Origin of the sequence: Ralstonia sp. UNC404CL21Col (genome assembly GCF_000620465.1) — a bacterium.
GTDB lineage: Bacteria > Pseudomonadota > Gammaproteobacteria > Burkholderiales > Burkholderiaceae > Ralstonia > Ralstonia flatus.
Genome location: NZ_JIBE01000004.1, coordinates 1,291,100 through 1,312,745, shown reverse-complemented (window position 1 = coordinate 1,312,745; position 21,646 = coordinate 1,291,100). Strand labels below are relative to the sequence as shown.

General features: G+C 64.0%; 22 protein-coding genes. 6 read left to right on the top strand and 16 right to left on the bottom strand.

Going from position 1 to position 21,646, the window contains the following annotated elements; translation table 11 throughout:
* Position 1: 1 nt before the first annotated feature.
* The 12 genes from N511_RS0113915 to flgB form a co-directional block, all read right to left on the bottom strand.
* Entirely contained in the window at positions 2–745 is a 744-nt protein-coding gene (locus N511_RS0113915; protein WP_027679869.1) for a YoaK family protein, read from the bottom strand.
* Between the two features lie 67 nt (positions 746–812).
* Positions 813–1,772 (bottom strand): flagellar hook-associated protein FlgL, encoded by a 960-nt coding sequence (flgL, locus tag N511_RS0113910; protein ID WP_027679868.1) that lies wholly within the window; start codon positions 1,770–1,772, stop codon positions 813–815.
* 65 nt (positions 1,773–1,837) lie between these two features.
* Positions 1,838–3,772 carry a flagellar hook-associated protein FlgK gene (gene flgK / locus N511_RS0113905; protein WP_027679867.1) on the bottom strand — a complete coding sequence of 645 codons (1,935 nt, stop codon included), beginning with the start codon at positions 3,770–3,772 and terminating at the stop codon, positions 1,838–1,840.
* 115 nt (positions 3,773–3,887) lie between these two features.
* On the bottom strand, positions 3,888–4,973 hold the full coding sequence (gene flgJ / locus N511_RS0113900) for a flagellar assembly peptidoglycan hydrolase FlgJ (RefSeq protein ID WP_027679866.1): 1,086 nt from the start codon (positions 4,971–4,973) through the stop codon (positions 3,888–3,890).
* Between the two features lie 16 nt (positions 4,974–4,989).
* On the bottom strand, positions 4,990–6,108 hold the full coding sequence (locus N511_RS0113895; RefSeq protein ID WP_027679865.1) for a flagellar basal body P-ring protein FlgI: 1,119 nt from the start codon (positions 6,106–6,108) through the stop codon (positions 4,990–4,992).
* 10 nt (positions 6,109–6,118) lie between these two features.
* Positions 6,119–6,853, bottom strand: a complete 735-nt coding sequence (locus N511_RS0113890; protein ID WP_027679864.1) for a flagellar basal body L-ring protein FlgH — start codon at positions 6,851–6,853, stop codon at positions 6,119–6,121.
* A gap of 33 nt (positions 6,854–6,886) precedes the next feature.
* The gene (gene flgG / locus N511_RS0113885) at positions 6,887–7,669 is read right to left on the bottom strand and encodes a flagellar basal-body rod protein FlgG (RefSeq protein ID WP_009240010.1); all 783 of its coding nucleotides are present in this window, start codon (positions 7,667–7,669) and stop codon (positions 6,887–6,889) included.
* A gap of 40 nt (positions 7,670–7,709) precedes the next feature.
* On the bottom strand, positions 7,710–8,447 hold the full coding sequence (gene flgF, locus N511_RS0113880) for a flagellar basal-body rod protein FlgF (RefSeq protein ID WP_027679863.1): 738 nt from the start codon (positions 8,445–8,447) through the stop codon (positions 7,710–7,712).
* Positions 8,448–8,492: 45 nt separating this feature from the next.
* The gene (flgE, locus tag N511_RS0113875) at positions 8,493–9,701 is read right to left on the bottom strand and encodes a flagellar hook protein FlgE (RefSeq protein ID WP_027679862.1); all 1,209 of its coding nucleotides are present in this window, start codon (positions 9,699–9,701) and stop codon (positions 8,493–8,495) included.
* 54 nt (positions 9,702–9,755) lie between these two features.
* The gene (locus N511_RS0113870) at positions 9,756–10,412 is read right to left on the bottom strand and encodes a flagellar hook assembly protein FlgD (RefSeq protein ID WP_027679861.1); all 657 of its coding nucleotides are present in this window, start codon (positions 10,410–10,412) and stop codon (positions 9,756–9,758) included.
* 27 nt (positions 10,413–10,439) lie between these two features.
* Positions 10,440–10,847 carry a flagellar basal body rod protein FlgC gene (flgC, locus tag N511_RS0113865; protein WP_004631403.1) on the bottom strand — a complete coding sequence of 136 codons (408 nt, stop codon included), beginning with the start codon at positions 10,845–10,847 and terminating at the stop codon, positions 10,440–10,442.
* Positions 10,848–11,059: 212 nt separating this feature from the next.
* Positions 11,060–11,515: a flagellar basal body rod protein FlgB gene (flgB, locus tag N511_RS0113860; protein ID WP_027679860.1), complete on the bottom strand. Its 456-nt coding sequence runs from the start codon at positions 11,513–11,515 to the stop codon at positions 11,060–11,062.
* A 428-nt stretch (positions 11,516–11,943) separates the two neighbouring features.
* Here flgB and flgA point away from each other — a divergent pair, with 428 nt between their 5' ends.
* From flgA to N511_RS0113840, 4 genes are all read left to right on the top strand, one after another.
* Positions 11,944–12,822: a flagellar basal body P-ring formation chaperone FlgA gene (gene flgA / locus N511_RS0113855; RefSeq protein ID WP_027679859.1), complete on the top strand. Its 879-nt coding sequence runs from the start codon at positions 11,944–11,946 to the stop codon at positions 12,820–12,822.
* A gap of 122 nt (positions 12,823–12,944) precedes the next feature.
* On the top strand, positions 12,945–13,265 hold the full coding sequence (gene flgM / locus N511_RS0113850) for a flagellar biosynthesis anti-sigma factor FlgM (RefSeq protein ID WP_027679858.1): 321 nt from the start codon (positions 12,945–12,947) through the stop codon (positions 13,263–13,265).
* A gap of 127 nt (positions 13,266–13,392) precedes the next feature.
* Positions 13,393–13,854 (top strand): flagella synthesis protein FlgN, encoded by a 462-nt coding sequence (locus N511_RS0113845; protein WP_004631399.1) that lies wholly within the window; start codon positions 13,393–13,395, stop codon positions 13,852–13,854.
* 457 nt (positions 13,855–14,311) lie between these two features.
* Positions 14,312–15,034, top strand: a complete 723-nt coding sequence (locus tag N511_RS0113840; protein ID WP_027679857.1) for a LuxR C-terminal-related transcriptional regulator — start codon at positions 14,312–14,314, stop codon at positions 15,032–15,034.
* Positions 15,035–15,157: 123 nt separating this feature from the next.
* Here N511_RS0113840 and N511_RS0113835 read toward each other — a convergent pair whose 3' ends face one another.
* From N511_RS0113835 to N511_RS0113825, 3 genes are all read right to left on the bottom strand, one after another.
* A complete protein-coding gene (locus N511_RS0113835; protein ID WP_027679856.1) occupies positions 15,158–16,219 on the bottom strand; it encodes a porin in 1,062 nt (353 codons plus the stop codon).
* Positions 16,220–16,479: 260 nt separating this feature from the next.
* On the bottom strand, positions 16,480–17,208 hold the full coding sequence (locus N511_RS0113830) for a GntR family transcriptional regulator (protein ID WP_027679855.1): 729 nt from the start codon (positions 17,206–17,208) through the stop codon (positions 16,480–16,482).
* 106 nt (positions 17,209–17,314) lie between these two features.
* Positions 17,315–17,605, bottom strand: coding sequence for an H-NS histone family protein (locus N511_RS0113825; RefSeq protein ID WP_009240021.1), 291 nt, complete (start codon positions 17,603–17,605; stop codon positions 17,315–17,317).
* Between the two features lie 460 nt (positions 17,606–18,065).
* On the opposite strand from N511_RS0113825, the gene N511_RS0113820 reads away from it, so the two are divergent.
* Entirely contained in the window at positions 18,066–18,425 is a 360-nt protein-coding gene (locus tag N511_RS0113820; protein WP_027679854.1) for a hypothetical protein, read from the top strand.
* Between the two features lie 136 nt (positions 18,426–18,561).
* Positions 18,562–21,240, top strand: coding sequence for a putative bifunctional diguanylate cyclase/phosphodiesterase (locus N511_RS0113815; protein ID WP_027679853.1), 2,679 nt, complete (start codon positions 18,562–18,564; stop codon positions 21,238–21,240).
* 69 nt (positions 21,241–21,309) lie between these two features.
* Here the strand turns inward: N511_RS0113815 and N511_RS0113810 are convergent, their stop codons facing one another.
* A complete protein-coding gene (locus tag N511_RS0113810) occupies positions 21,310–21,513 on the bottom strand; it encodes a hypothetical protein (RefSeq protein WP_027679852.1) in 204 nt (67 codons plus the stop codon).
* Between the last annotated feature and the right edge of the window lie 133 nt (positions 21,514–21,646).

Here is a 21,646-nt window from a genome sequence, read left to right as displayed (position 1 = left end):
GCTACCGACGTCGCGCCAGCAGATCATCCACCACCGGCACCACCGCCAGCAGCATCAAAATCGACGCCAGGGGAATCGTGGCCGTATAGCCGAGGTGCCGGAAGCCCAACGCACCGACCACGCCGCCCACAAAGAACATCCCGAGCAGGGACACCAGCAGCCGCAGCTTGGGCCGGTTGGCGACCACGGCGGGCAGATTGTGATGCCCATGGTTCCAGTACAGCGCCTTGCCGATTTCGATGCCGATGTCGGTGGCCAGACCCGTCACGTGAGTGGTGCGAATTTCCGCCTTCGAGATCTTGGTGATGATGGCGTTCTGCAGCCCCATCAGGAAGCACAGCAGTGCCACGGTGGCCGGCACGAACACGACGCGGTATTGCCCGAGCGTTGTGCCCATCAGGCCGAAGAGCAGCAGCAGCGCGGCCTCCAGCATGAGCGGCAGCGCGAATTCGCTCTGCGTGCTGCGGCGGCGCCCCCAGTTGACGAGCACCGCCGTACACGCCGCGCCGCACAGAAACGCCAGCAGCGACGCAAAGCCCGCCAACACGAGGACAACGTCGCCCAGCACGAGGTCGTCGGCGATCGCCGAGACGATGCCGGACATGTGCGAGGTGTATTGCTTGACGGCGAGAAATCCGCCTGCGTTGGCGGCGCCCGCCACGAAGGCCAGTGACTGACCGAGGCGCCGGTTGGCGTCTTCTGAGCGTTCCGGGCTGGTCAGGCGGCGAAGATACTGGATGGGCATGGCCAGTCCTGACGGTAGGTGAGCCGACATGATACGCCGCGCCCTCCGACCGCCCGACCGCGCCGCCTCAAGGATTGATGTACTGGAACAGCGACATGCCCTGCATGGCCGTGAAGGTCTTCTGGGCGGCCTGCAGCGACACCTGCTGCTGCGAGAACTGCGAGATGGCGGTGGTGTAGTCCACCGATTGCAGCTTCGAGATCTGCTCCTTCAACTGCTCGCCGTAGTTCGAGCCGCTGCTGTTGAGCGTGGTGATCTGCGCCTGCTGCGTGCCCACCGTCACCTGCGCTTGCAGGGCGACCTGATAGGCGTTGTCCAGATTGCCCTGCGCCGTCTGCACGGCCTTTTGCAGGTTTGCGACGTCGGTGGCCTGCGTCGCGGCGTTGATCGGATTCGACAGCGCCGTGATCAGGTTCTCGTACGTCTTGAAGATGCTCTGGTTGGCGTTCGGGTTGGACGGATCCGTGTTGGGGATACGCACGAACACCGAATCGCCCGACACCGAATTCGGCATCGAAATGTTCTGGGAAACCTGCACCACCGGCGGCTGGCCGCTACCGACGTATTGCACCGAACCGCTGGTGTTGGTGAACGGATCGGTCGTGCCGTTGGCGCCGCCAAACAGGGCCACGCCCGAGGCATCGCGCTGGTTGGCCGTCGACAGCAGCTGCTGATACTGCTGCTTGACCTGCGCCAGCACGCCGATGCGCTGCGAATCCGTCATCAGCGAGGTGTTGGCGCCCACCAATGTCTGCTTGCCCTGCTGCAGCGTGGTCACCAGGTTGGTCAGCGCCGAAGACACGCTGGTCAGGCGTGCGTCGGTGGTGTCACGGTTGGACTGGTATTGGTCGTTGGCGTCCTGCGTTTGCTGCAGTTGCGCCATCTCGCCAAACGCGCTGGGGTTGTCGCCCGCGCTGTTGAGCGCGATGCCGCTCGCAATCTGCTGCTGCAGCGTGAGCAGGTTCGATTGCGTGTTCTGCATCGAAGCGGAAGACGCGGCAAAGAATTGGGCGCTACTGACTCGCATGATCGGTCCAGACGAAGGGCTTTAGGACGTTATCGGCAGGCGGGGCGTTTTCTTCAGTCGCCCGATCAGCCGGCAATCGACAGCAGGCTGTCGAACAGCGAATTGGCCGTCTGCATCACCTTGGCGGAGGCCTGGTAGGCCTGCTGATACTTCATCAGGTTCATCGCCTCGTCATCGAGGTTCACACCCGACACCGACTGCTGCTGTTGCGTGGAGCTGGCCAGCAGCGCCTTCTGCGAGGTCAGGTTGGTGCTGGCGCGGTTGGCCTGCACACCCACCTGCGTGACGAGGTTGTTCCAGGCAGAGCCGATCGAGGTCGTGCCGCCATCCAGCAGATTGCTGTTGCGCAGCTTGGCCAGCGCGCTGGCGTTGCGGTTGTCGGTGCTGTTGGCGGTGTTGGCCGAAATGGCGAACGTGTCGCCGTTGCCGGGCGACCCCGACAGCGTCATCTGCACGCCGTTGAACGCGTACGTCGCGCCCTGGGTGTACGGTGCCGTGCCGCCGGTGTACGTGGTCGACGTGCCGCCCACCGTCACCGTGACGCTGCCCGGAAACCCCGACAGCGAGCCGCCAACGGCCGAGCTGTACGTCAGGTTGATCGGCGAGGTGAGCGGCGAGCCGGCATACGTGCTGTCCACGCCCAGCGACGACACCGAGGCGCTGCCCGTGTTGTTGCTGCCCTGGTTGAGCACCACCGGCGAGGCCGCAGCCACGTCGTGGTAGTCGGTGGTGAGCGTCTGCATGGTGGCGGCCGCGTTGGCGGTCGGGCGCACCAGGAAGGAGTCACCGCTGTTCATCGTGCCCGACAGGTTGAGCGTGACGCCGTCAATCGTGGTCGGCCAGCTCGTCACCGTCACGGAGGCGGAGCCGTCCGGATAGTGCGAAACGGTGTAGGCGCCGCCCTGGTACTTGACCTGGTAGTCGTAGCCCTGCCCCGCATTGGCGTTGGTGATGCTGGCAGTCAGCGAGCCGGTGCCGGTGTTGTTCGTGCTGGGCGCGACGCTCGGGTTGGCCACGGAGAAGAGGTCCGTGCCCATCTTGCCGTTGGCGTCCATGCCGAGCTTGTTCTGCGCATTCACGTCGGCCGCCACGGCCGTGGCCAGGCGGCCCAGGCTGTTCTGCGCCGGAATGAGCGTGTTGTTGCGGAAGTCCATCAGGCCGCCCAGCGCGCCGCCGCCGAGCTGGCTGTCGTCGATGTTGACCGTACCGCCCGGGCTCTTGTAGCCCACCGACAGTTGCGTCGGGTCGTACTGCGACGGCACCGCCGTCAGCTGGTAGCTCTGGTTGCCCTGCACCAGCGCCTGGCCATTGCCCACGTAGATGTTGAACTGGCCGTCGCCGGTCTGCACCACGCTGGCCTTGATCGACTGATTGAGCGTCTGGACAAGCTGGTCGCGCTGATCACGCAAATCATTGGCCGGCTGGCCGGTCGACGCTTCCGCCTTGGAAATCTGATCGTTCAACGAGGCGATCTGCTGCGCGGTGCCGTTGACCGAGCTGATCTGCGTCTGCACCTGCGTGTTGACCTGGCTGTTGAGCGAACTCAGCTGGCCGGCAATCGAATTGAAGCGGCTTTGCAGGCCAGCGGCAGCGTTCAGAAAAACCTGGCGCGCGGTGGTGTCCGACGGCTTGGAAGCCAGCCCATCGGCGGCATTGAAGAAGCTGGTGAGCGACGAAGTCAGGCCGCTGTTGCTGTCCGACATGTACTTGCTCAGGCCCGATACCAGGCTGTTGAGCTGGTCGGCCGCGCTGGTCGAGGCCTGGCCGCTTTGCACCTGCGCGGTCAGAAACTGATCGTAGATGCGCTTGACGGTCGTGACGTTGGCGCCCTGGCCGAGATAGCCCACGCCGGCGTACAGCGGAATGTTTTCCGTCTGCACGGCTTCCTGGCGCGAATAACCCGGCGTGCTGGCGTTGGCGATGTTGTTGCCGGTCACCTGCAGGTTGATATCGGCCACCCGCAGGCCCGACGCGCCAATATTCAGAAGGGAGCTGCTCATAGTTGTCTCGGTGCGGGCAGCACGAAGCCGCCGAAATAAGCTCTAGAAACAACATCGGCCGGACAAGAACAAACTTGAGCCGGCCGATGTTGCCAAAATATGCTTTCTAAATCACTTAAACGATCTGCTTGATGACCGCCATGATCTTGTGGGCGTAGTTCGGGTCGGTGGCGTAGCCTGCGCGCTGCAAACCCTTGGCGAACGACGCCGCATCGTTGCCGTTGCCGGCTGCCACGACGTTGCTGTAGCGCGGGTTATTGGCCAACAGGTTGGCGTAATCCTTGAACGCCTCGGCGTACGAGCTGTAGGCGCGGAATTTCTCCTGCACCTTGTGGGCGACGCCGCCGATGTATTCGGTGGTAGTGACCGTGGCGGTCTTGCCTGCCCACGAGCCGCCGGCCTTGATACCGAACAGGTTGTGCGTGTTCGTGCCGTCCTTTGCCTTGATCTCGCGGCGGCCCCAGCCGGACTCCAGCGCGGCATGGCCGATCATGAAGTTGGCGGGAATGCCGGTTTCCTGCGCGGCCTGCGATGCGTGGCCGATCAGCTTGTTGTAGAAGCTGCTCATGCGCTCGCCGCGCGGCTCCGATGCCACCGTCGACAGATCGACCTCGGGCGGCGCGTTGGGGGTCTGCGCCTGCGCATCCGCCTGCTTGCGCAGGGCGGCCAGCGCACGCTGCACGCGTTCTTCCAGGCCCGGGCGCGGCACGGTGCTGATGCCCGAGCCGTCGTCTTCCGTGCCCGGCGCAACGGCTGCGGCCATGCTGTTGAGCGACGAACGGGCGATGGCCTTGGCGGCATCGTTCGTGGCACCGGCAGCACCCGGCAGCGCAGTATTGGTCGCCGTCGTGTTGGACAGCGCGGTATTCACCTTGCCACCCGCATCCGGGTTCACATGGTTGGCCTGACGCAGCATCTGCTTCAGAAGCTGGTCTGCCACGCCCACGCCGCGCGAGGCCATGGTCTGCGAAAGCTGCTGGTCGAGCATCGACGTGTACATCTTGCTCGACGACGAATCGAGCGGCCCGTTCTGCGGCGATGCATCGCGCATCTGCTTGAGCATCATGTTCACGAAGATCGCGTCGAACTGCTTGGCGACGGTCTTGGCGGCGCCGGTCGGGTCCGTACGTGCCGTTTGCTTGAGCGACTCGAACCCTCGGGAATCGAGCGCCAGGCGGCTGGTGAGGTCGGTTTGGTTCATCGTGGCCTCCGCAGCGTCAGATGATTTCCAGGTCGGCGCGCAGCGCGTTGGCCGCCTTCATCGCCTGCAGGATCGAGATGAGGTCTTGCGGGTTGGCGCCAATCGCGTTGATGGCCTTGACCACGTCCGCCAGGTTGGTGCCGCCCTTCACGTTGATGAGGCTGCCGCCTTGCTGCTTGACCTCGATGTTCGAGCGCGCCCCCGCCACCGTCTGCCCTTGCGAGAACGGCGCCGGCTGGCTCACCACCGGGTCCGTGCTGATGGTGACGGACAGGCTGCCGTGCGCCACCGCGCAGGGCTCGAGCTTGACAAGCTGGTTCATCACCACCGAGCCCGTGCGGGCGTTGACCACCACACGTGCCGCGGCCAGTGCCGGCGTGACGTCAATGTTCTGCAGCTTGGCCAGAAAGCCCACGCGGTCCGACGCCAGGGCCGGTGCGCGCACGTTGATCGTGCGGCCGTCGGCGGCTTGCGCCGTATCCGTGCCGAACTGCTTGTTGATGGCGGTGACGATATTCTGCACGGTGCCGAAATCGGTCGTGCCCGTATCGAGCTGGATGCTGCCCGCCTCGCCCACGGTGGCCTGCACGGCACGCTCCACCGTCGCGCCATTGGCGATACGGCCGGCGCCGAGCTGGTTGATCTGCACCTTGCTGCCATTGGCCGATGCGCCTGCACCGCCAATCACCACGTTGCCCTGTGCCAATGCGTAGAGCTGGCCGTCCACGCCCTTGAGCGGCGTGAGCAGCAGCGTGCCGCCGCGCAGGCTCTTGGCGTTACCGATGGACGACACCGTCACGTCGATGGTCTGGCCGGGCCGCACGAAGGCGGGCAGCGTGGCCGTCACCACCACGGCGGCGGTGTTCTTGAGCTGGATGCTCGCGCCGGCCGGCACATTGATGCCGAACTGCGTCAGCATGTTGTTAAAGCTCTGGACTGTGAACGGCGTCTGCGTGGTCTGGTCGCCGCTGCCGTCCAGGCCGACGACCAGGCCGTAGCCGATCAGCGCGTTGTCGCGCACGCCGGCAACGGTGGTCAGATCCTTGATGCGGTCGGCATGTGCCGTGGTCGGAACAACCGCTGAAATTGCGCTCAGTGCCACCAGGGCCGCGCCGATGAGTCGATGCAAAGTCATGGCTGATCCCTCAGAACGGTGACACGGTCAGGAAGAACCGCGACAACCAGCCCATCTGCTGCGACTCGGCCACATAGCCCGTGCCGCGATATTCCATGCGTGCGTCCGCCACCTGGGTGGACAGCACGGTGTTTTGATTGTTGACGGTCGTGGGGTTCACCACGCCCGAGAACTTGACCGATTCGGTGCCCTGGCCCACGGCGGTCTGCTTCTCGCCGCTGACCACCAGGTTGCCGTTGGAGAGCACCTCCACCACCGTCACCGTAATGGTGGCCGTGAAGTTGTTCTGCGCACCGTTGGCACCCTTGCTGTCGAACTTGTTCGCGTCGCTGGCCGACACACCCAGCAGCGACAGCACACCCGGGTTCATGCCGGCAAACGTCGGCACGGAAGCCGTCATGCTGCCTGTGCGATTGACGCTGCCCGAAGTCTGCTTGCTGGCCGCCGTGTTCTCGGTAATCACGATGGTGATCGTGTCGCCCACCATGTGCGCGCGGCGGTCTTCGAACATGCCGCGAAAACCACCGCTGCCCGATGCCACTTCCTGGTAAATCGCCCCGTTCTGACGCGGCGCCATCACCGGCATCGGCGGACGCGCGGTTGTCGGACCTTGCACGATCGGGGCCGGCGGCGGCAGCATGCCGCACGCCGTAGCGAGCAAGGCGGCCGTGCCAAGCACAGCCAATCGAACGATACGCACGGCGCGGCCGCTGTGCGTGAGCGAGTAAACCGGGGGGGTATGCATCGCAAAACTTCCTTAAAAACAACGCCGCCCAGCTTAGAGCTGTGACAGCTTCTCCAGCATCTGGTCCGAGGTCTGGACCGACTTGCTGTTGATCTCGTACGCGCGCTGCGTCTGGATCATGTTGACCATTTCTTCCACCACGTTCACGTTCGACGTTTCAACGTAGTTCTGGTTGAGCGCGCCCACGCCGTTCGAGCCCGGGTTGGCCAGGTTGGCCGTGCCCGACGCTTCGGTTTCGGCGTACAGGTTTTCGCCCATGCTGCGCAGGCCGGCCGGGTTGATGAAGTTCGCCAGCTGGAACGTGCCCACCTGCGTGTTGTTGACCGTGCCGGGCGTGGTGACCGTCACAACGCCGTCCTTGCCGATCGTCAGGCTGGTGGCGTTCTGCGGCACCGTCACGGCCGGCTGGACCGGGTAGCCGCTGGAGGTCACCAGCTGGCCCTGCGCGTTGATCTGGAAGCTGCCGTCACGCGTGTAGGCCAGCGTGCCGTCGGGCATCTGCACCTGGAAGAAACCGTTGCCGTTGATGGCCACATCGGTCGAGTTGCCGGTCTGCTGCAGGTTGCCCTGCGTGTGCAGACGTTCGGTGGCGACGATGCGCGTACCGGTACCGATCTGCATGCCCGAAGGCAGCGTGGTCTGTTGCGACGACTGGGCACCCGGCTCGCGCACGTTCTGATACAGCAAGTCTTCGAACACGGCGCGCGAGCGCTTGAAGCCCGTCGTGTTGACGTTCGCCAGGTTGTTCGAGATGACATCCAGCTGCGATTGCTGAGCGTCCATCCCGGTTTTGGAAATCCACAGGGAGCGAATCATGTTCGAGTCCTTGGTTGATTCAATTCAATGCGCCGGCCGTTCAGGCGTGGCGCAGCAGTTCATTGGCCGACTGGGCATTCGTGTCGCTCGTATGCAGCGATTTCATCTGCATTTCAAGCTGGCGCGAGATGGCAATCATGTTGACCAGCGAGTCGGTCAGGTTGACGTTGCTGCCCTCCAGCGCCCCGCCGGTGATGCGGACTTTTTCATCCACATCGGCGTCCTGGCCGTCGCGCTGGCGGAACAGGCCGTCGGCGCCGCGGTCGATGTTCGACGGATCGATGTTCACCAGTTTCAGGCGGCCCAGCGACACCGGCGGCGTACGGCTGTCGGCGCTGATCGCGTTGACCGTACCGTCCTTGGCAAACTGCACCGTGGTGTCGGGCGGCAGCGTGATCGGGCCGCCGTCGCCCAGCACGGGCTGGCCGGAGAGCGTCTGGATCGTGCCGTCCGGGCCCAGTTGGAAGGCGCCGGCGCGGGTGTAAGCCTCACCGCCTTCCGGCGTCTGCACGGCAAAGAAGCCGGGGCCGTCGATGGCCACGTCCAGGCTGCGGCCGGTGGTCTCGATCGGGCCGGGCGCGAGGTCCGTACCGATGGCCGAGGCCATCACGTAGCTGCGCGTGGGCGAGCCATCGCCTTGCACACCCACCGTATGGAACGCGTCGATCTGCGCCTTGAAGCCGGTGGTGCTGGCGTTGGCGAGGTTGTTGGCGCTGGCGGCCTGTTGGTCAAACAGGTGCTTTACGCCAGTCATCGACACGTAGATCGAGCGGTCCATGCGAGTGTCCTTGGTGTGCGGTCAGTCAGCTTCAGGCAACGACGATTACATCGTCACCAGCGTCTGCAGGATGGTGTCCTGCGTCTTGATGGTCTGCGCGTTGGCTTGGTACGAACGCTGCGCAATGATCATGTTGACCAGCTCGGCAGACAGGTCCACGTTGGATTGCTCCACCGCCGACGACTGCAGCAGGCCAAACGACCCCATGCCCGGCGTACCCAGGTTCGGCGCGCCCGAGTTGGACGTTTCCACCCACTGGTTGCCGCCGATGTTCTGCAGACCTTCCGGCGCCTTGAAGTTGGCCATGGCGATCTGGCCCAGCGTCGAGGTGCGGCCGTTGGAGTAGCGCGCGGTGACGGTGCCATCGGTCCCGACCGCGTAGCTGGCCAGGCGGCCGGTGGCGTAACCGTCTTGCGTCACGCCCGGGGCGGTGTCGTTGTAGCCGCCGCCGTACTGCGTGGTGCCCGTGAAATCCATGGTGGCAATGCTCATGCCGCCAAAGGCCACGTTGACCTTGCTGGGCGACGAGGTGAGCTGGCCGCTGCTGTTGAACGTGAGCGACGTCACCGGGTTACCGCCCGTCGGGTTGTTGCCATCCACCTGCGAATACACGTCCCAGCCAGCGGCGGTGCGCACGTAGTAGTTGGTCAGCATGTGGGCCGTGCCCGTGCCGTCATACACCTGCTCCGAAACGGAGTGGTTGAACGTGGCCGAGTTGGTGGCCGAGAACGGCGTGGTGGTCGGCACCGTAGCCGCGGCATCCAGGTTCACACCGAATGCGGTGTTGGTGGTGGCCAGCGGCGCCAGGTCGTTGACGGGAATCTTCAGGTTGGTCAGCACGGCGGTGTTGACCTTGCCGGTGGAATCCACGCCGTAGCCGGTCAGGTTCTGGCCGGTCGCCGAGATGATGAAACCGTTCTTGTCGGTCTGGAACTGGCCGTTACGCGTGTACGACACCTGGCCGCTGGACGCGTCCACCATCCGGTAGAAGCCCGTGCCGTTGATCGCGATGTCCAGCGGGTTGCCGGTGTTGGTCACATTGCCCTGCGTGAACGACTGCGACACCTTGGTCACGCTCACGCCCTGGCCGATCTGGTTGTCGGATGCACCGACCAGCGAACGCGCGTACACGTCGCCAAATTCGGCGGTCGATTTCTTGTAGCCGACAGTGTTGGCGTTTGCCACGTTGCTGCCGATCACGTCGAGGTTGGCAGCGGCGGCATCGAGACCGCTCAGGCCTTGCTGGAATCCCATTGTGTTCTCCCGTAGAAGATAAAAGCGCGGGGTCTGCCCGCAGTTGACCGGTGATTACTGAATCGATGCAACGTCGGACAGCCTGGCGGTTCCGCCAGACGCCAACGCCAGCTGCATCGTGCCGTTGTTGATCGTGACGCCGGCCACCTTGTCGGTGCCCAGCGCGTTTGCCGTGACGACCTTCCCACCCTGCGTGGCCGTCACCTTGATGGAATAGGCGCCGTCGGCGAGCTGGTTGCCCTTGTCGTCCTTGCCGTTCCAGGTGTAGTTGCCGCTGCCGGCCGTCATCTGGCCGAGGTCCACGGTGCGCACGGCAACGCCGGCCGCATTCGTGATCGTGACGACGACGTCGTCGGCGCCGTTGGGCACCGAGACGCCGAAGTTGGCAGCGCCCGAGGCCAGCGTCAGGTTGTTGGTCGGCACCTGCACCGTGCGGCCGATCATCGACGACGCCTGCGTTGCGGCGTTCTGCGTGAGCATGCTCGACATCGTGGTGTTCAACTGCTGGATGCCGTTCACAGTGTTGATCTGCGCAAGCTGCGAGGTCATCTGCGAGTTGTCCATCGGGTTGAGCGGATCCTGGTTCTTCAACTGCGCCACGAGCAGTTGCATGAACGTGTTCTGCAGGTCGTTGCCGGTGGTGATGGCCAGCTGGTTGCCGGAGGTCGTGCCTGCGGTGCTGGTCGTGTTGGTGGTTGAGCTGACGGTCATGTTCGTGTCTCGCTAGGAAGGTGCCGCTTACTGGCCCAGGGTCAGAGCCTTGGAAGCCATCGTCTTGGTGGTGTTGGCGACTTCAACGTTGGCCTGGTATGAGCGCGACGCAGAAATCATGTTGACCATTTCGTCCACCACATCGACGTTCGGCATGGTCACGTAGCCGTCGGCATCGGCCAGCGGGTTGCCCGGCTGGTGCATGCGCTTCATGGGGGTGACGGTGTCTTCCACCACGCGATCGACCGACACGCCGGTGGCGTAGTCGTCAGACTCCTGCGCGGGCGAGAACACCACCTGCTTGGCGCGATACGCCTTGCCGTCCGGGCCCGTCACGCTTTCTGCGTTGGCCAGGTTGGAGGCGACCACGTTCATGCGCTTGGACTGCGCGGTGAGCGCGCTGCCAGCTACATCCATCACCTTGAATAGCGACATGTTGATTCCGATGTCTTCAAACACTGTTGCCGGCATGCCTGCCGGACCGATCCGGTGTTCTGTATGGCGGCTTGCTCCGGACCGATCTTTCCCGGCCCGGAGCGCCACACAGTTCCCGCCCCCTCTTTCGCCGCGCGTGATCGCTGCGCGGTCGTCTTAATGCCTGTCTGCTGCTCTTGCTCTTGCTGTTGCTGCTGGTGCTACATCGCGCGCTAGCTGTTCTGAATGGCCGCCAGCATCGACTTGATCTTCTGCGTCACGATGCTCAGATCGGCCTCGTAACGCACGGTGTTGTCGGCAAAGCGCATGCGCTCGCCATCCATGTCGACCGTGTTGCCGTCGATGGACGGCTGCTGCGACGTGCGGTACTGCATCTCGCCCTGCAGCGCCTTGGTCTGCTGCGACAGCGATGCCTGCATCAGCGACACATCGCCGGCCGGCGCGCCATCCACGCTCAGGTGGCCCGCAGCCGTTGCCGTCATCGGCAGGCTGTTACCGCCTTGCTGGCCGACCGCCTTCTGCAGCGCCGACTGAAAATCGAAGTCGCGCGCCTTGTAGTTGGGCGTATCGGCGTTGGCGATGTTCGAGGCCAGAACCTGGTGGCGCTGCGAGCGCAGGTGCAGCGCCTGCTCCTGAAAACCGAACAACTGATCCAGCTTGTCGACCATGTCTGTCATTCCTTGCGCGTGGCGTCCTGGTAATTGCTGCCACCCGCCGGGGTTGCGTTCTGTCTTGCGTTTGCGTTTGCGTATTGCGCGTTCCCTTGGGCAGGAGAACTCGGCATCAGCGGCCCCTTCAAAACCGCCGATGCCGTCTCCAAAACCGCTGAACCGCTTGTCATGCTGAGTTGCCGTCATGCACCTCAGTGGAAAAGACCTGTCTGCGAATCCGATATCTGGCCGGGAAACCAATCTACCGGGGCAGGCAGCACGGCCAGGAACCGCACAACGCCAGGGACTTCACCACGTTGCAAAGTCTAGGGGCCGGTGTGCAAGACCATTCGTTGGAATAAGGGGGGGATTGGCCGACATTTCCGCATTTGGCCCTCGCGCACGCGTGGCTACACTTCACCGGACTTTTGATGAAGGGGCTTTCCATGTCCACGCGGTTTGCACGCAGCACGCACCACCCGATCCGACCTGTCACTGCGGCCATGCCGCTGGCGGGGCGTCAGCGCAAGCTGCTGCTGATCCTGGCGCTGGGCCTGCTGGCCAGCCTCATGCATCCGATCCTGGCGCACGCCCAGGGCATGATGCGCGTCGGCTATCCGCCGGCCGCTGCCAACGCGCCCATGCCTGCCCAAGCCGCGCAACAGCCGCAAGCCACGACCATCCAGGGGCCGAACGCCATCCAGATGCAGATTCAGCAACAGCTGCAATCGCAACTGGACATCCTGGGCGGCACGAATGAGACGGGTGCGCCACGTGCCTCCGTGGAAGTCGGCCCCATTGACCCACGCGTGGCCAATCAGCCCTGCGACCAGATCGACCTGATGCTGCCGGCGGCCAACCGCCTGCGCGGCCGTATACAAGTGGGCGTGCGCTGCCGCTCGCCGCATGCCTGGGCCGCCTGGGTGCCGGCCACCATCCAGATCACGGGGACGTACTACGTCGCTTCGCACCCGCTGCCGCCGGGCAAGACGCTGGATATGGGCGATCTGGAGGCCCGCACCGGCGATCTTTCCACGCTGCCGGCGTCGGTCGTGCAGCAGCCGGCCGATGTGGTGGGACGTGTACTGCTCACCAGCGTGGCCGCCAACCAGCCGCTGCGCGCCGAAAGCCTGCGCCTGCCCGTTGCGGTGCAGGCTGGCCAGACCGTCAAGATCGTCGCCGAGGGCGGCGGCTTCCAGGTCAGCAGCGACGGCCGGGCCCTGAACCAGGCCGCCGTGGGCCAGGTGGCGCAGGTGCGCACCGGCAACGGCAATGTCGTCTCGGGCATTGCACAGTCCGCCGGCGTCGTGGCGATCCAGTTTTAAGATCAGATTGATAACGGCGGATCACTTTTCTACTGTGACGCGTGATCGATACCTGCCGCTAAAGTTTGGGCCGGGGTTGGCCGATATGGGTGTTAGGATGAACGCGCTCTTCGGAGACACCCGTGAAAATCAACCATATCGTGAACAATACGCCGGCCGTCGCGCCGACCAAGGACGCTGCGTCCGGGTCGACGCGCTCGACCGGTTCGTCCCCGGCCGCTACGACGGCTTCGGGCCCCACGCGCCACACCGGCGATTCGCCGTCGCTGTCGGTCCAACAAGTCTCGCGCCAAGTGGGCAGCGGCGACTTCGACGCCGCCCGCGTCGAGCAGATCCGCAGTGCGATTCAGAACGGCACGCTCAAGATGGACGCCGGCAAGATCGCCGATGCGGCGCTTTCCGACGCGCAATCGCTGCTCTCCACGCGCTCCAAGAAGGTCTGACGGGGGTTTCCCGTCGTCCGTCCCCTGTATTTTCTGACGCCGCCGGTCCGTTCGGACTGATCGCGGCGGGGCGGTGTGCCAGCCGGCGGCTGCCCAAGCTTCCAAGCCTGAGCCTGAGGTAGTCACCATGGACAACACACTGCTGATCCGCACCCTTGCCGACGAGCAGGAACTGCTGCGCGCCGCCACCCTCACCCTGGATGCAGAAGCGCAGGCGTTGCGCGATGGCGACATGGTCGAACTCGAGCGCATCACCCAGACCAAGCAAAAACAGCTCGCCGCCCTGGGCGAAGCCGACCGTGACCGCCGCCTGTGGTGGGCCCAGCACGGCGGTGCCGATCCGTACGGGTTGGTCAAATACCTGCGCACCGATGAAACCGCCAGCCGCCTGTTCGACGAGAACCTCGCGCTGGCCCGCCTGCTGCGCCAGCGCAACATCGACAACGGCACCCTGATCGACCTGCGCCTGCGCGCCACGCAGAACGCACTGTCCGTCCTGCATGCTGCCAACAACGGCGGCGGCACACCGTACGGCCGCGACGGCAAACAGCCGCTGTCGATGCCGCGCTTCTCGGTGGTCGCGCAATAAGCCACCAAAACACGCTTTTTGGGTACAAAAGCCGCGCTTTACGCTCACGTCAATGGGCGTGAAGTGGGGCTAGCTGCTGCCGTCTGATCCTGCTATGTATAGGGGGGTCTAGCACACCACCGATCGGGGTAAACAAAAAGGTTTACATCCCATTGATGGGTGCAACAAGCATGCTGGGGATTTATTCTGCGATTTTGGCGGAGTTAATCCTCCGCGCCTGGCGACATAAACAAGAAAAACCGGAAGGAAATTGCGCCTGAATGGCGAGCCAAGGTTTCGGCCCGGCGGCACCGTACTGCGGTGACTGCCGGTTGAACGGGGAAATATACCGAGACCGCGCGCCAAAAGCATTTCCAAGGGCACGGCTGCATTGATTTTGGACCACAAGTTCAAATAGACGCGGCAACAGGCTGATTCCGGAAATGGACAAACAAACCATAACCAGACAGGCGGCGCAGTGAAATCAATCGTAGTGGAGGCACACCCTTTGGTGCGTGCCGGCGCGACCCATGTGTTGCAATCCTTGCCGGCCATTACCGAGGTGGTCAGCGTCGAGCCGGACGAAGCCCTCTTTGAGAATCTCGCGGCGCATGCGGACGCCGAATTGGCCCTGATCGGCCTGCCCCTGCCGGGCATCGACGATCTGCCCGCCCTCTCGCGGCTGTTGCAACAGCCACATCCCCGACATGTTGCCGTGCTGGGCGAAACCGATTCCGCCGCACATGTCCGCACGCTGATGCAATTGAATGTCTCGGCCTATCTGCTGAAAAGCTATTCCGGCAAATTGATTGCGGCGGCATTGGAATTGGTGCTCGCCGGCGGCCGTTATGTGCCGGCGTCGATTGTGCTGACGAGACCTGAAGCCATTGCGGCAGGTGCTTCCAGCGGAAATGGTAATGACGATTGCGCCTTGCTCGGCCTGACGCAGCGTCAATATGAAATTCTCGTCTTGCTGTCACGCGGGCATCCGGTCAAAACCATCAGCCGCATGCTGAGCATTTCGGAGGCGACAACGAAGGCGCATATCAATGCGCTGTATCGCCGGCTGGAAGTGCGCAGCCGTACCGAGGCTGTTTTCGTGGCGACGCAGCGCGGGGCCATGCTGCTGAATCAGCCGAACATTGGGGCAGAGTCCTCTTCGCTGCCTTCACCGCCGCTGCGCCTGGCCCGCACGGGCTGACCCTCCGCCCTCACCCGTCTTCCGCACAACAAAAAACGGCGCCCGGAATCCGGACGCCGTTGCAAATGGCCGCCCGCGCTGTCGAGACGCGGGCGGTGACAAGGAAAGCAGAACGCGAAAGGCTTAGAACTTTGCGCGGATGCCTACGCCGAAGGTGTCGGCCGTCGACAGGTCCGACACCTTGTCGCGGAAATACGCCGCATACACATCGGTGCGCTTGGACAGCGAATAGTCGTAACCGACCGCCCAGGTGTTGCGCTTCACGTCGGCTGCACCCGAGGTCTTCGTGTACGCGTACGACGCCAGGATGCTGCCCGGGCCCACCGGAATCGACACGCCCAGCTGGCCGCCGTTGCTCTTGGCGTCGCCGGTGCTGATCGTGTTCTTGATGTACTGGTATTGGCCGTACAGCTTGACCACGCCAAAGTCATACGTCGCACCCAGTTGCCCCGCCGTCTGGCGCGCAAAGCCCGCCACCAGGCTGTTCAGATCGCCCGGCGCGCCGTCGTAGCGCACCTGCTGGAACGCCGCCGTGGCCGCAAAATTGCCGCGGAAGAACAGCAGGCTGCCGCCCCACTTGTTCTGACCGTTGTGGCCGGCTTGCTCGCCAGCGCCGTAGATCAGGGTGCCCGTCAGGCCGCCCATGTCCGGCGTGGAATACATGATCGAGTTGTCCCAGCCCGAATCGCCCACCAGGCCCGAGATGCCCGCTGCGCCCGAACGGCCGTTGCCGAGGTAGGTGTGGAACACCATCGGCGAGAACGTGTACGAATCGATGAACGGGTTAAACAGGATCGTCGAAACGAAGTACGGCGGCGTGTTGCGGCCCAGCTTGATCGAGCCCCAGCTATTCGACTGCAGGCCGACAAACGAATTACGTGCGAAGAAGTGGTCGCCGTCAAAACGGCCGGACTTGCCCGTATCGGGGCGGAAGAACGCTTCGAGCGTGAAGATCGCCTTCAGGCCGTTGCCCAGATCCTCGCTGCCCTTGAGGCCCCAGTACGACGTCGACATGCCGCCCGAATTGACACCCCAGGCGCGGTCCTGGCCCAGGTTCTTGGTGGCGCCCGCCCAGGCATCCACCTGGCCGTACAGCGTCACAGACGATTGGGCTTGCGCTGCGCCTGCGGTCAAACCGGCGGCGGCAGCCAGCACGGCCAGCGAAAAACGTCGCTTGAGTTGCATTGTTGAGTTCTCCCTCTTGTGGTTCCGTTGTGTTGAGTCGACTGAATCAGCGTGGAGGCGGCAGGTGGCTCAACCCGCCGCCGCTGAGATGGCGCCGTGAATGCAACTGCCGTGCCAATACGCCGTCGGCAAAGCGTCGCTTCACAAATGAATGTGTTTTCTCGGGAAGGGGCGCAGACTAGCTTGAATACCCCAGGCGGACAAGTCCCCATTGCAGGGTGTGTGGCGCCGTTTCTGCACCGGTCTGGCGCAGTGCGCTTTCAGTCGTTTTGAAGCACGCGGATGTCGACTTCGCGCGTATAACGCTCGGGCGAAAAATCGCAGTACGTGAGGGAAATCGGCGTGTCCGCGACGCTGTAACCGATGCGACGCACGCGCACCAGCGGCACGCCCGCATCCACACCGAGCTGCGCAGCCTGGTGGGCATCGGCCACACACGCCAGCGGCGCCTCGCGCGAGCGGGCGATGGTCAGGTTGGCACGCTGGAAGACCTGCACGAACAGGCGATCTTCAAAGTCGCGCGCCTCAAGCATCGCCGCCAGCCGCGACGTCAGCCAGGTACGCAGCAGCATGATGGGCTGCCCCTCCACCTGGGCACGGCGCTCCACAAACGCCACCTGCGCGCCCACGGCCAGGTCGAGTGCGGCCGCCACGATCGCGTCGGCCGCCTCCAGTCGAAAAGCGCTGACCGTATAGACAGCGCCCGGTACATATTCCAGCGCCGCATCGGACTGGCCCGGCGCGTACAGCACCGGCCGATGCGGCCCCACGCGATCGAGCACCACACTGCGCTGCCCCCGCGAGCGCTTGAGCAGACCGCGCGCCGCCAGCTCGTTCAGCGTGCGGCGCGCGGTCAAACGGGATACGCCGTAGCGTTGGGCGACTTCGTTCTCGCTGGGCGCGATGCTGCCGGCCGGCAGCGCTCCGTGCAGGATGTCGAGCCGAATGCGATCGGCCAGTTCGAGGTATTTGGGCAGGCGGGGCGTCATGCCGTCGTTATACAGGAACGATCATCGCGTGCCGCAATGCAAATGGCCCACCGGGCAGGTGGGCCATTTGCATTGCGGCACTTGCGCGTCAGGCAGGGCCGACAGATCAGGCGATCAGGAATTTATCGCGGTTCTTGCCAATCCAGGCCGGGGCGCGGCCGCGGCCGGACCACGTCGCGCCCGTCTTCGGGTCGCGATACTTGGCCGGCACCGGAGCCTTGGCACCGGCACGACGGCCACGACGCTGGGCCAGGCCCAGGTCTTCAGCCGTCAGGCCATATTCGGCAACCGTCTGGCGCACTTGCTGGATCACCGCTTCCAGCTCCTTGGCGCGCGCAGTTTCGATCTGCTCTTCCAGTTTGGCCTTTTGTGCAATCAATTCCTTGTATGTCGCCATAGGGGCTCCCGATAAAGTCTGGTGTGAAATCTGGTGCGAACCAGATATTAGATCAATTGTATTCATAACTGAAATCAAATTTCAATGTTTTTGATCGAGGCCCTTCAAAGAACGCCACTCCGCCAAGAATCAACTTGTGGCACACCCGATGCTCAGTTTCAACCGGAAAGTCAGATTGACGCGTCGGATTAGCGTACGAGATCATTCAAGCTACAAGCACGTATCGCACTGCATTTCAGTGCCATCACCATAGCAAGCGCAGCCGGGTCCCGCAATTCTGGTTTTTTGCCGCGGGCGGCAGTCTGCAGCAGTCCAGCAAACGCAATACCGATTCATCCGCACGGCGCCGCGCGCCGGCATGCCATTGCACCGTGATCGCAGCGATGCGGCATGTCGATTTGGCCCAGCGGTAAAACGATTCAAAACAGCACACCCTTGGTTGCAGTTGGATGAGACAACGATGAATTCGCTCTTGCCGCGTCGTTTTTACTATCTGCTTTTGCTCTTTGGCTTGCTGGCAGGCACCCTGTTTGCCGCCGCGACTTTCTTCTTTCCGGAACGTTCGGTCGAACGGATCAGCGCCTATTTCATCCTGACAATGGGAACATGCGTTTTGATGTGTGCAATCGGCCTGACGCTGGCGCATCGCTGGATGGATCAGCATTTCGCCGCGCGGGAAAGTCAACATGGCGCCAATGCTGAATGCCCACCGGCGCATACCTCAGCATCCGAACCACCCGTTTTGAAACCCGTGCTGCAAACGGACAACGACGCGGTCGACAAAACGAAATCAAAATGTGTTGTATCGACCACAAACTAGACTTTGCGCCGCGCACGACTTTTGCGCATCATGAAGAGCATTGCCCCCGACTTCCGGCAGCCGGCACGTTGTTGCCACCCTCGCCCGAAGTCCCTGCTTAAAGACATGACGGCAATACCTCAGGTTGGAGCGCGGGATGCAAGACGAAATTTCCTACCCGTTGTCGGCGCAAAGCCTTCCGGTTCCGCTCTATGTGGTGCTCGAAGGCCGCATCGTCTTTGCCAATGCCGCAGGCGTTTGCATGGTGCGGGCGCTCTCGGCCGACCAACTGCTGGGCGAGCCCTTCTCGCGCTTCTTCCAGGATGTGCCTGCTTGGCTGGAGCCCCCTACCGAAGAACACGCCGATGCCATGCCGTCAGAGGCACGGGTCATTCCTGCGGCGCAGCTCGTCGCAGCCATCTCCGCCGGCGATTCCAACGAGGTTGTCAGCGTCCGCCTGACGGTCACGCCGACCCGCTTTGACGGGTTGCCCGCGCAGCAGGTCGTCGTACACGGGTTGCCGCTGCCGCTCGATGCGCAGCTGCCGGGCAAGGCGGGCGAGCGCGTGCTGAGCGCCGACGCCATCGGTGCCGCGTTGCCGCACGAGCATCTCGATCATCTGCTTTCCACGCTGCCTTCCGCCGCGTCTCTGGGCGAGCGGCTGCATGCTGCGTTGCGCGCGCTCGAAGCCGCCTTGCCATCGGCGTTGTGTGTGGTGGTGCGTGTCGTTTCCGGCCGGGCGCGGCTCTATGGCACCCAGCGTGCCCGCGCGCGGTTGGCGCTGCAGGACGACCATGCCGCGCATTTGTCGCCCGCGGCGCAGGGCGAGGTCGATATCGGGCTCGCCCGCATCGCACCGTTGCTCAATGAGCTGGCGCCGATCGAACTGATTCGCGAGGCCAATGCGCCCGCTGCGTTGCGCGAAGCGCTCACCCGCGTGTTGGACACCGCGCAGCCGGCATGGCTATGCCGCATCCCGGCCCAGCATGGCGGCATGGCCGTCGCCGATGATCTCCTCTGCCTCTTCTTCCCCACCGCTGAACCTGCCACCCCGCCCGACGACGCGACGCTGCGCGCAGAGTGCGGCCGCTATATCGCCGCGCTGGTCAAGCTGCTGCGCCTGGAGAACGAATATCGCCAGACCCGCGAGTTGCGCGATCAGTATCGGCTGGTCGTCAACCATCTGAGCGAGGGTGTGCTGACGCTGTCTACCGATGGCCGCGTGCTGTCGTACAACCGCAGCGCCGCCGAAATCCTGCGCATGTCGGGCGCCTCATGGAAAGGCCGCCCGCGCGTGGCGCTGAGCGACATGATGCTGGGCGAAGACGGGGCCATCTTGCCGCGCGCCGCATGGCCTTCCACTCTGGCCGCGCGCACGGGGCGCGCCATCAGCAACGTCGTGGTGGGCGTGCCGGCAGGCAATGGCCAGATCGTGTGGCTGCGCGAATCGGTGCTGCCGATGTTCTCGCCGGACAGCGCATCCCCGCACGCGGTGCTCGTCATCTTTACCGACATCACGGCCGAGCGCTCCGCCTACGAGCAACTGCGCCTGCTGGAAACCAAGGATTCGCTCACGGGGCTACCCAATCGCGCCGCGTTCATCGAGCGGCTCGATGCGCGGCTGGCGCTGCCCTCCACCGGGGAATCGGCGCTGCTGTATATCGGGCTGGACCACTTCAAGACCGTGAACGAAGCGATCGGCCACCACATGGGCAACCAGGTGCTGAACACGGCGGCGCAACGCATCCGTGCCCAGGCGGGCCAGCGTGCGCTGCTGGCCCGGCTGGGCGGCGATCAGTTCTGCGTGGCCATCGACGATCCGAACGCCGCTGACACGCTCGCGCAACAGGTGCTCGACGCGCTGGCCCGCCCCTTTACCGGCGGCGACCGCGAAGTGCATCTGTCGGCCAGCATCGGCGTGGCGGCCTACCCGGAAGACGGCGGCGATGCGGCCACGCTCGTCAGCCATGCCGAGGCCGCCATGTACCGCGCCAAGGAGCACGGCCGCAACCGCATCGCCCGGTATTCGCGTGCGCTGGAAACGCAGATGCTGCGCCGCTTCACCCTCAACGAGCGCATGCGGCGCGCGCTGGGGCGCGGTCAGGTGCGGCTCGTGTATCAGCCCAAGTACGCGCTGCATTCAGGCGAGCTTGTAGCAGTTGAAGCGCTGATGCGATGGTCCGACCCTGAGCTGGGCGCCGTATCACCGAGCGAGTTCATCGACGTGGCGGAAGAGTCCGGCTACATCCTCGAACTCGGCCGCTGGGCGCTCATGCAGGCCTGCGCGCAGGGCGAAGCCTGGGCGCGCAAGTTCGGCTTCACGGGGCGCATGGCGGTGAATGTGTCCGCGCGGCAATGCGATGCCGGCGTGATCGAGCGCGACGTTGACGAGGCGCTCAAGGCCTCGGGCATGGCGCCCGGCCGGCTGGAACTGGAATTGACCGAAAGCGTGCTGCTGGCCGACCGTCAATCGACACAGCGGCTGCTGATGAGCCTGGCCGCGCGGGGCGTGCGCATCTCGCTCGATGATTTCGGCATCGGGTTCTCATCGCTGTCGTATCTGCGCAGCTTGCCGATTCACAACATCAAGATCGATCGATCGTTCATCAGCGGCGTGCCTGGGGTGGCGGACTGCGTGGCGCTCACCAAGACCATCATCGCGATGGCCCGCGCGCTGAACATGACCGTCACGGCCGAAGGTGTGGAAACGCCCGAGCAAACGGCCTTCCTGACCGCGCATGCGTGCGACGAAGTGCAGGGCTTTCTGTTTGGACGCCCGCTGGAGGTGTCGGCTGTGGAAGATCTGCTGCGCACCCGAAGCCGCGCACAGGCATAAAAAAACGGACCCAAAGGTTTGACCTCGGGTCCGTTTCCTTTTGGGCTCGACGCTCAGGTCGAACCGAAATCAACGCGTCGATACGTTGCCCACCAGGCCGCCCAGTGCGGCACCCCCCAGCGTGGCACCCGGGCCGCCAATCAGCGCAGCGCCGGCCAACCCACCCACACCCGCACCGATGGCGGTATTGCGTTGACGTGCCGTCATATCGGCACAGCCGGTTGCGCTCAGCAAGGTGGCACCGGCCAGCAGAATCGTCAGTACCCGAACCATGTTTTTCTCCTTGAATGCGTCGGTCGCGATCAGCAATCGCGTACCGGCAGTTTGGTCAACGGGTGCGCGACATGCTGTTTCAAGTTGTAATCAATCGTTGCAATGTGCAGCGCCGGGGCGTCTGAGCAGCCGT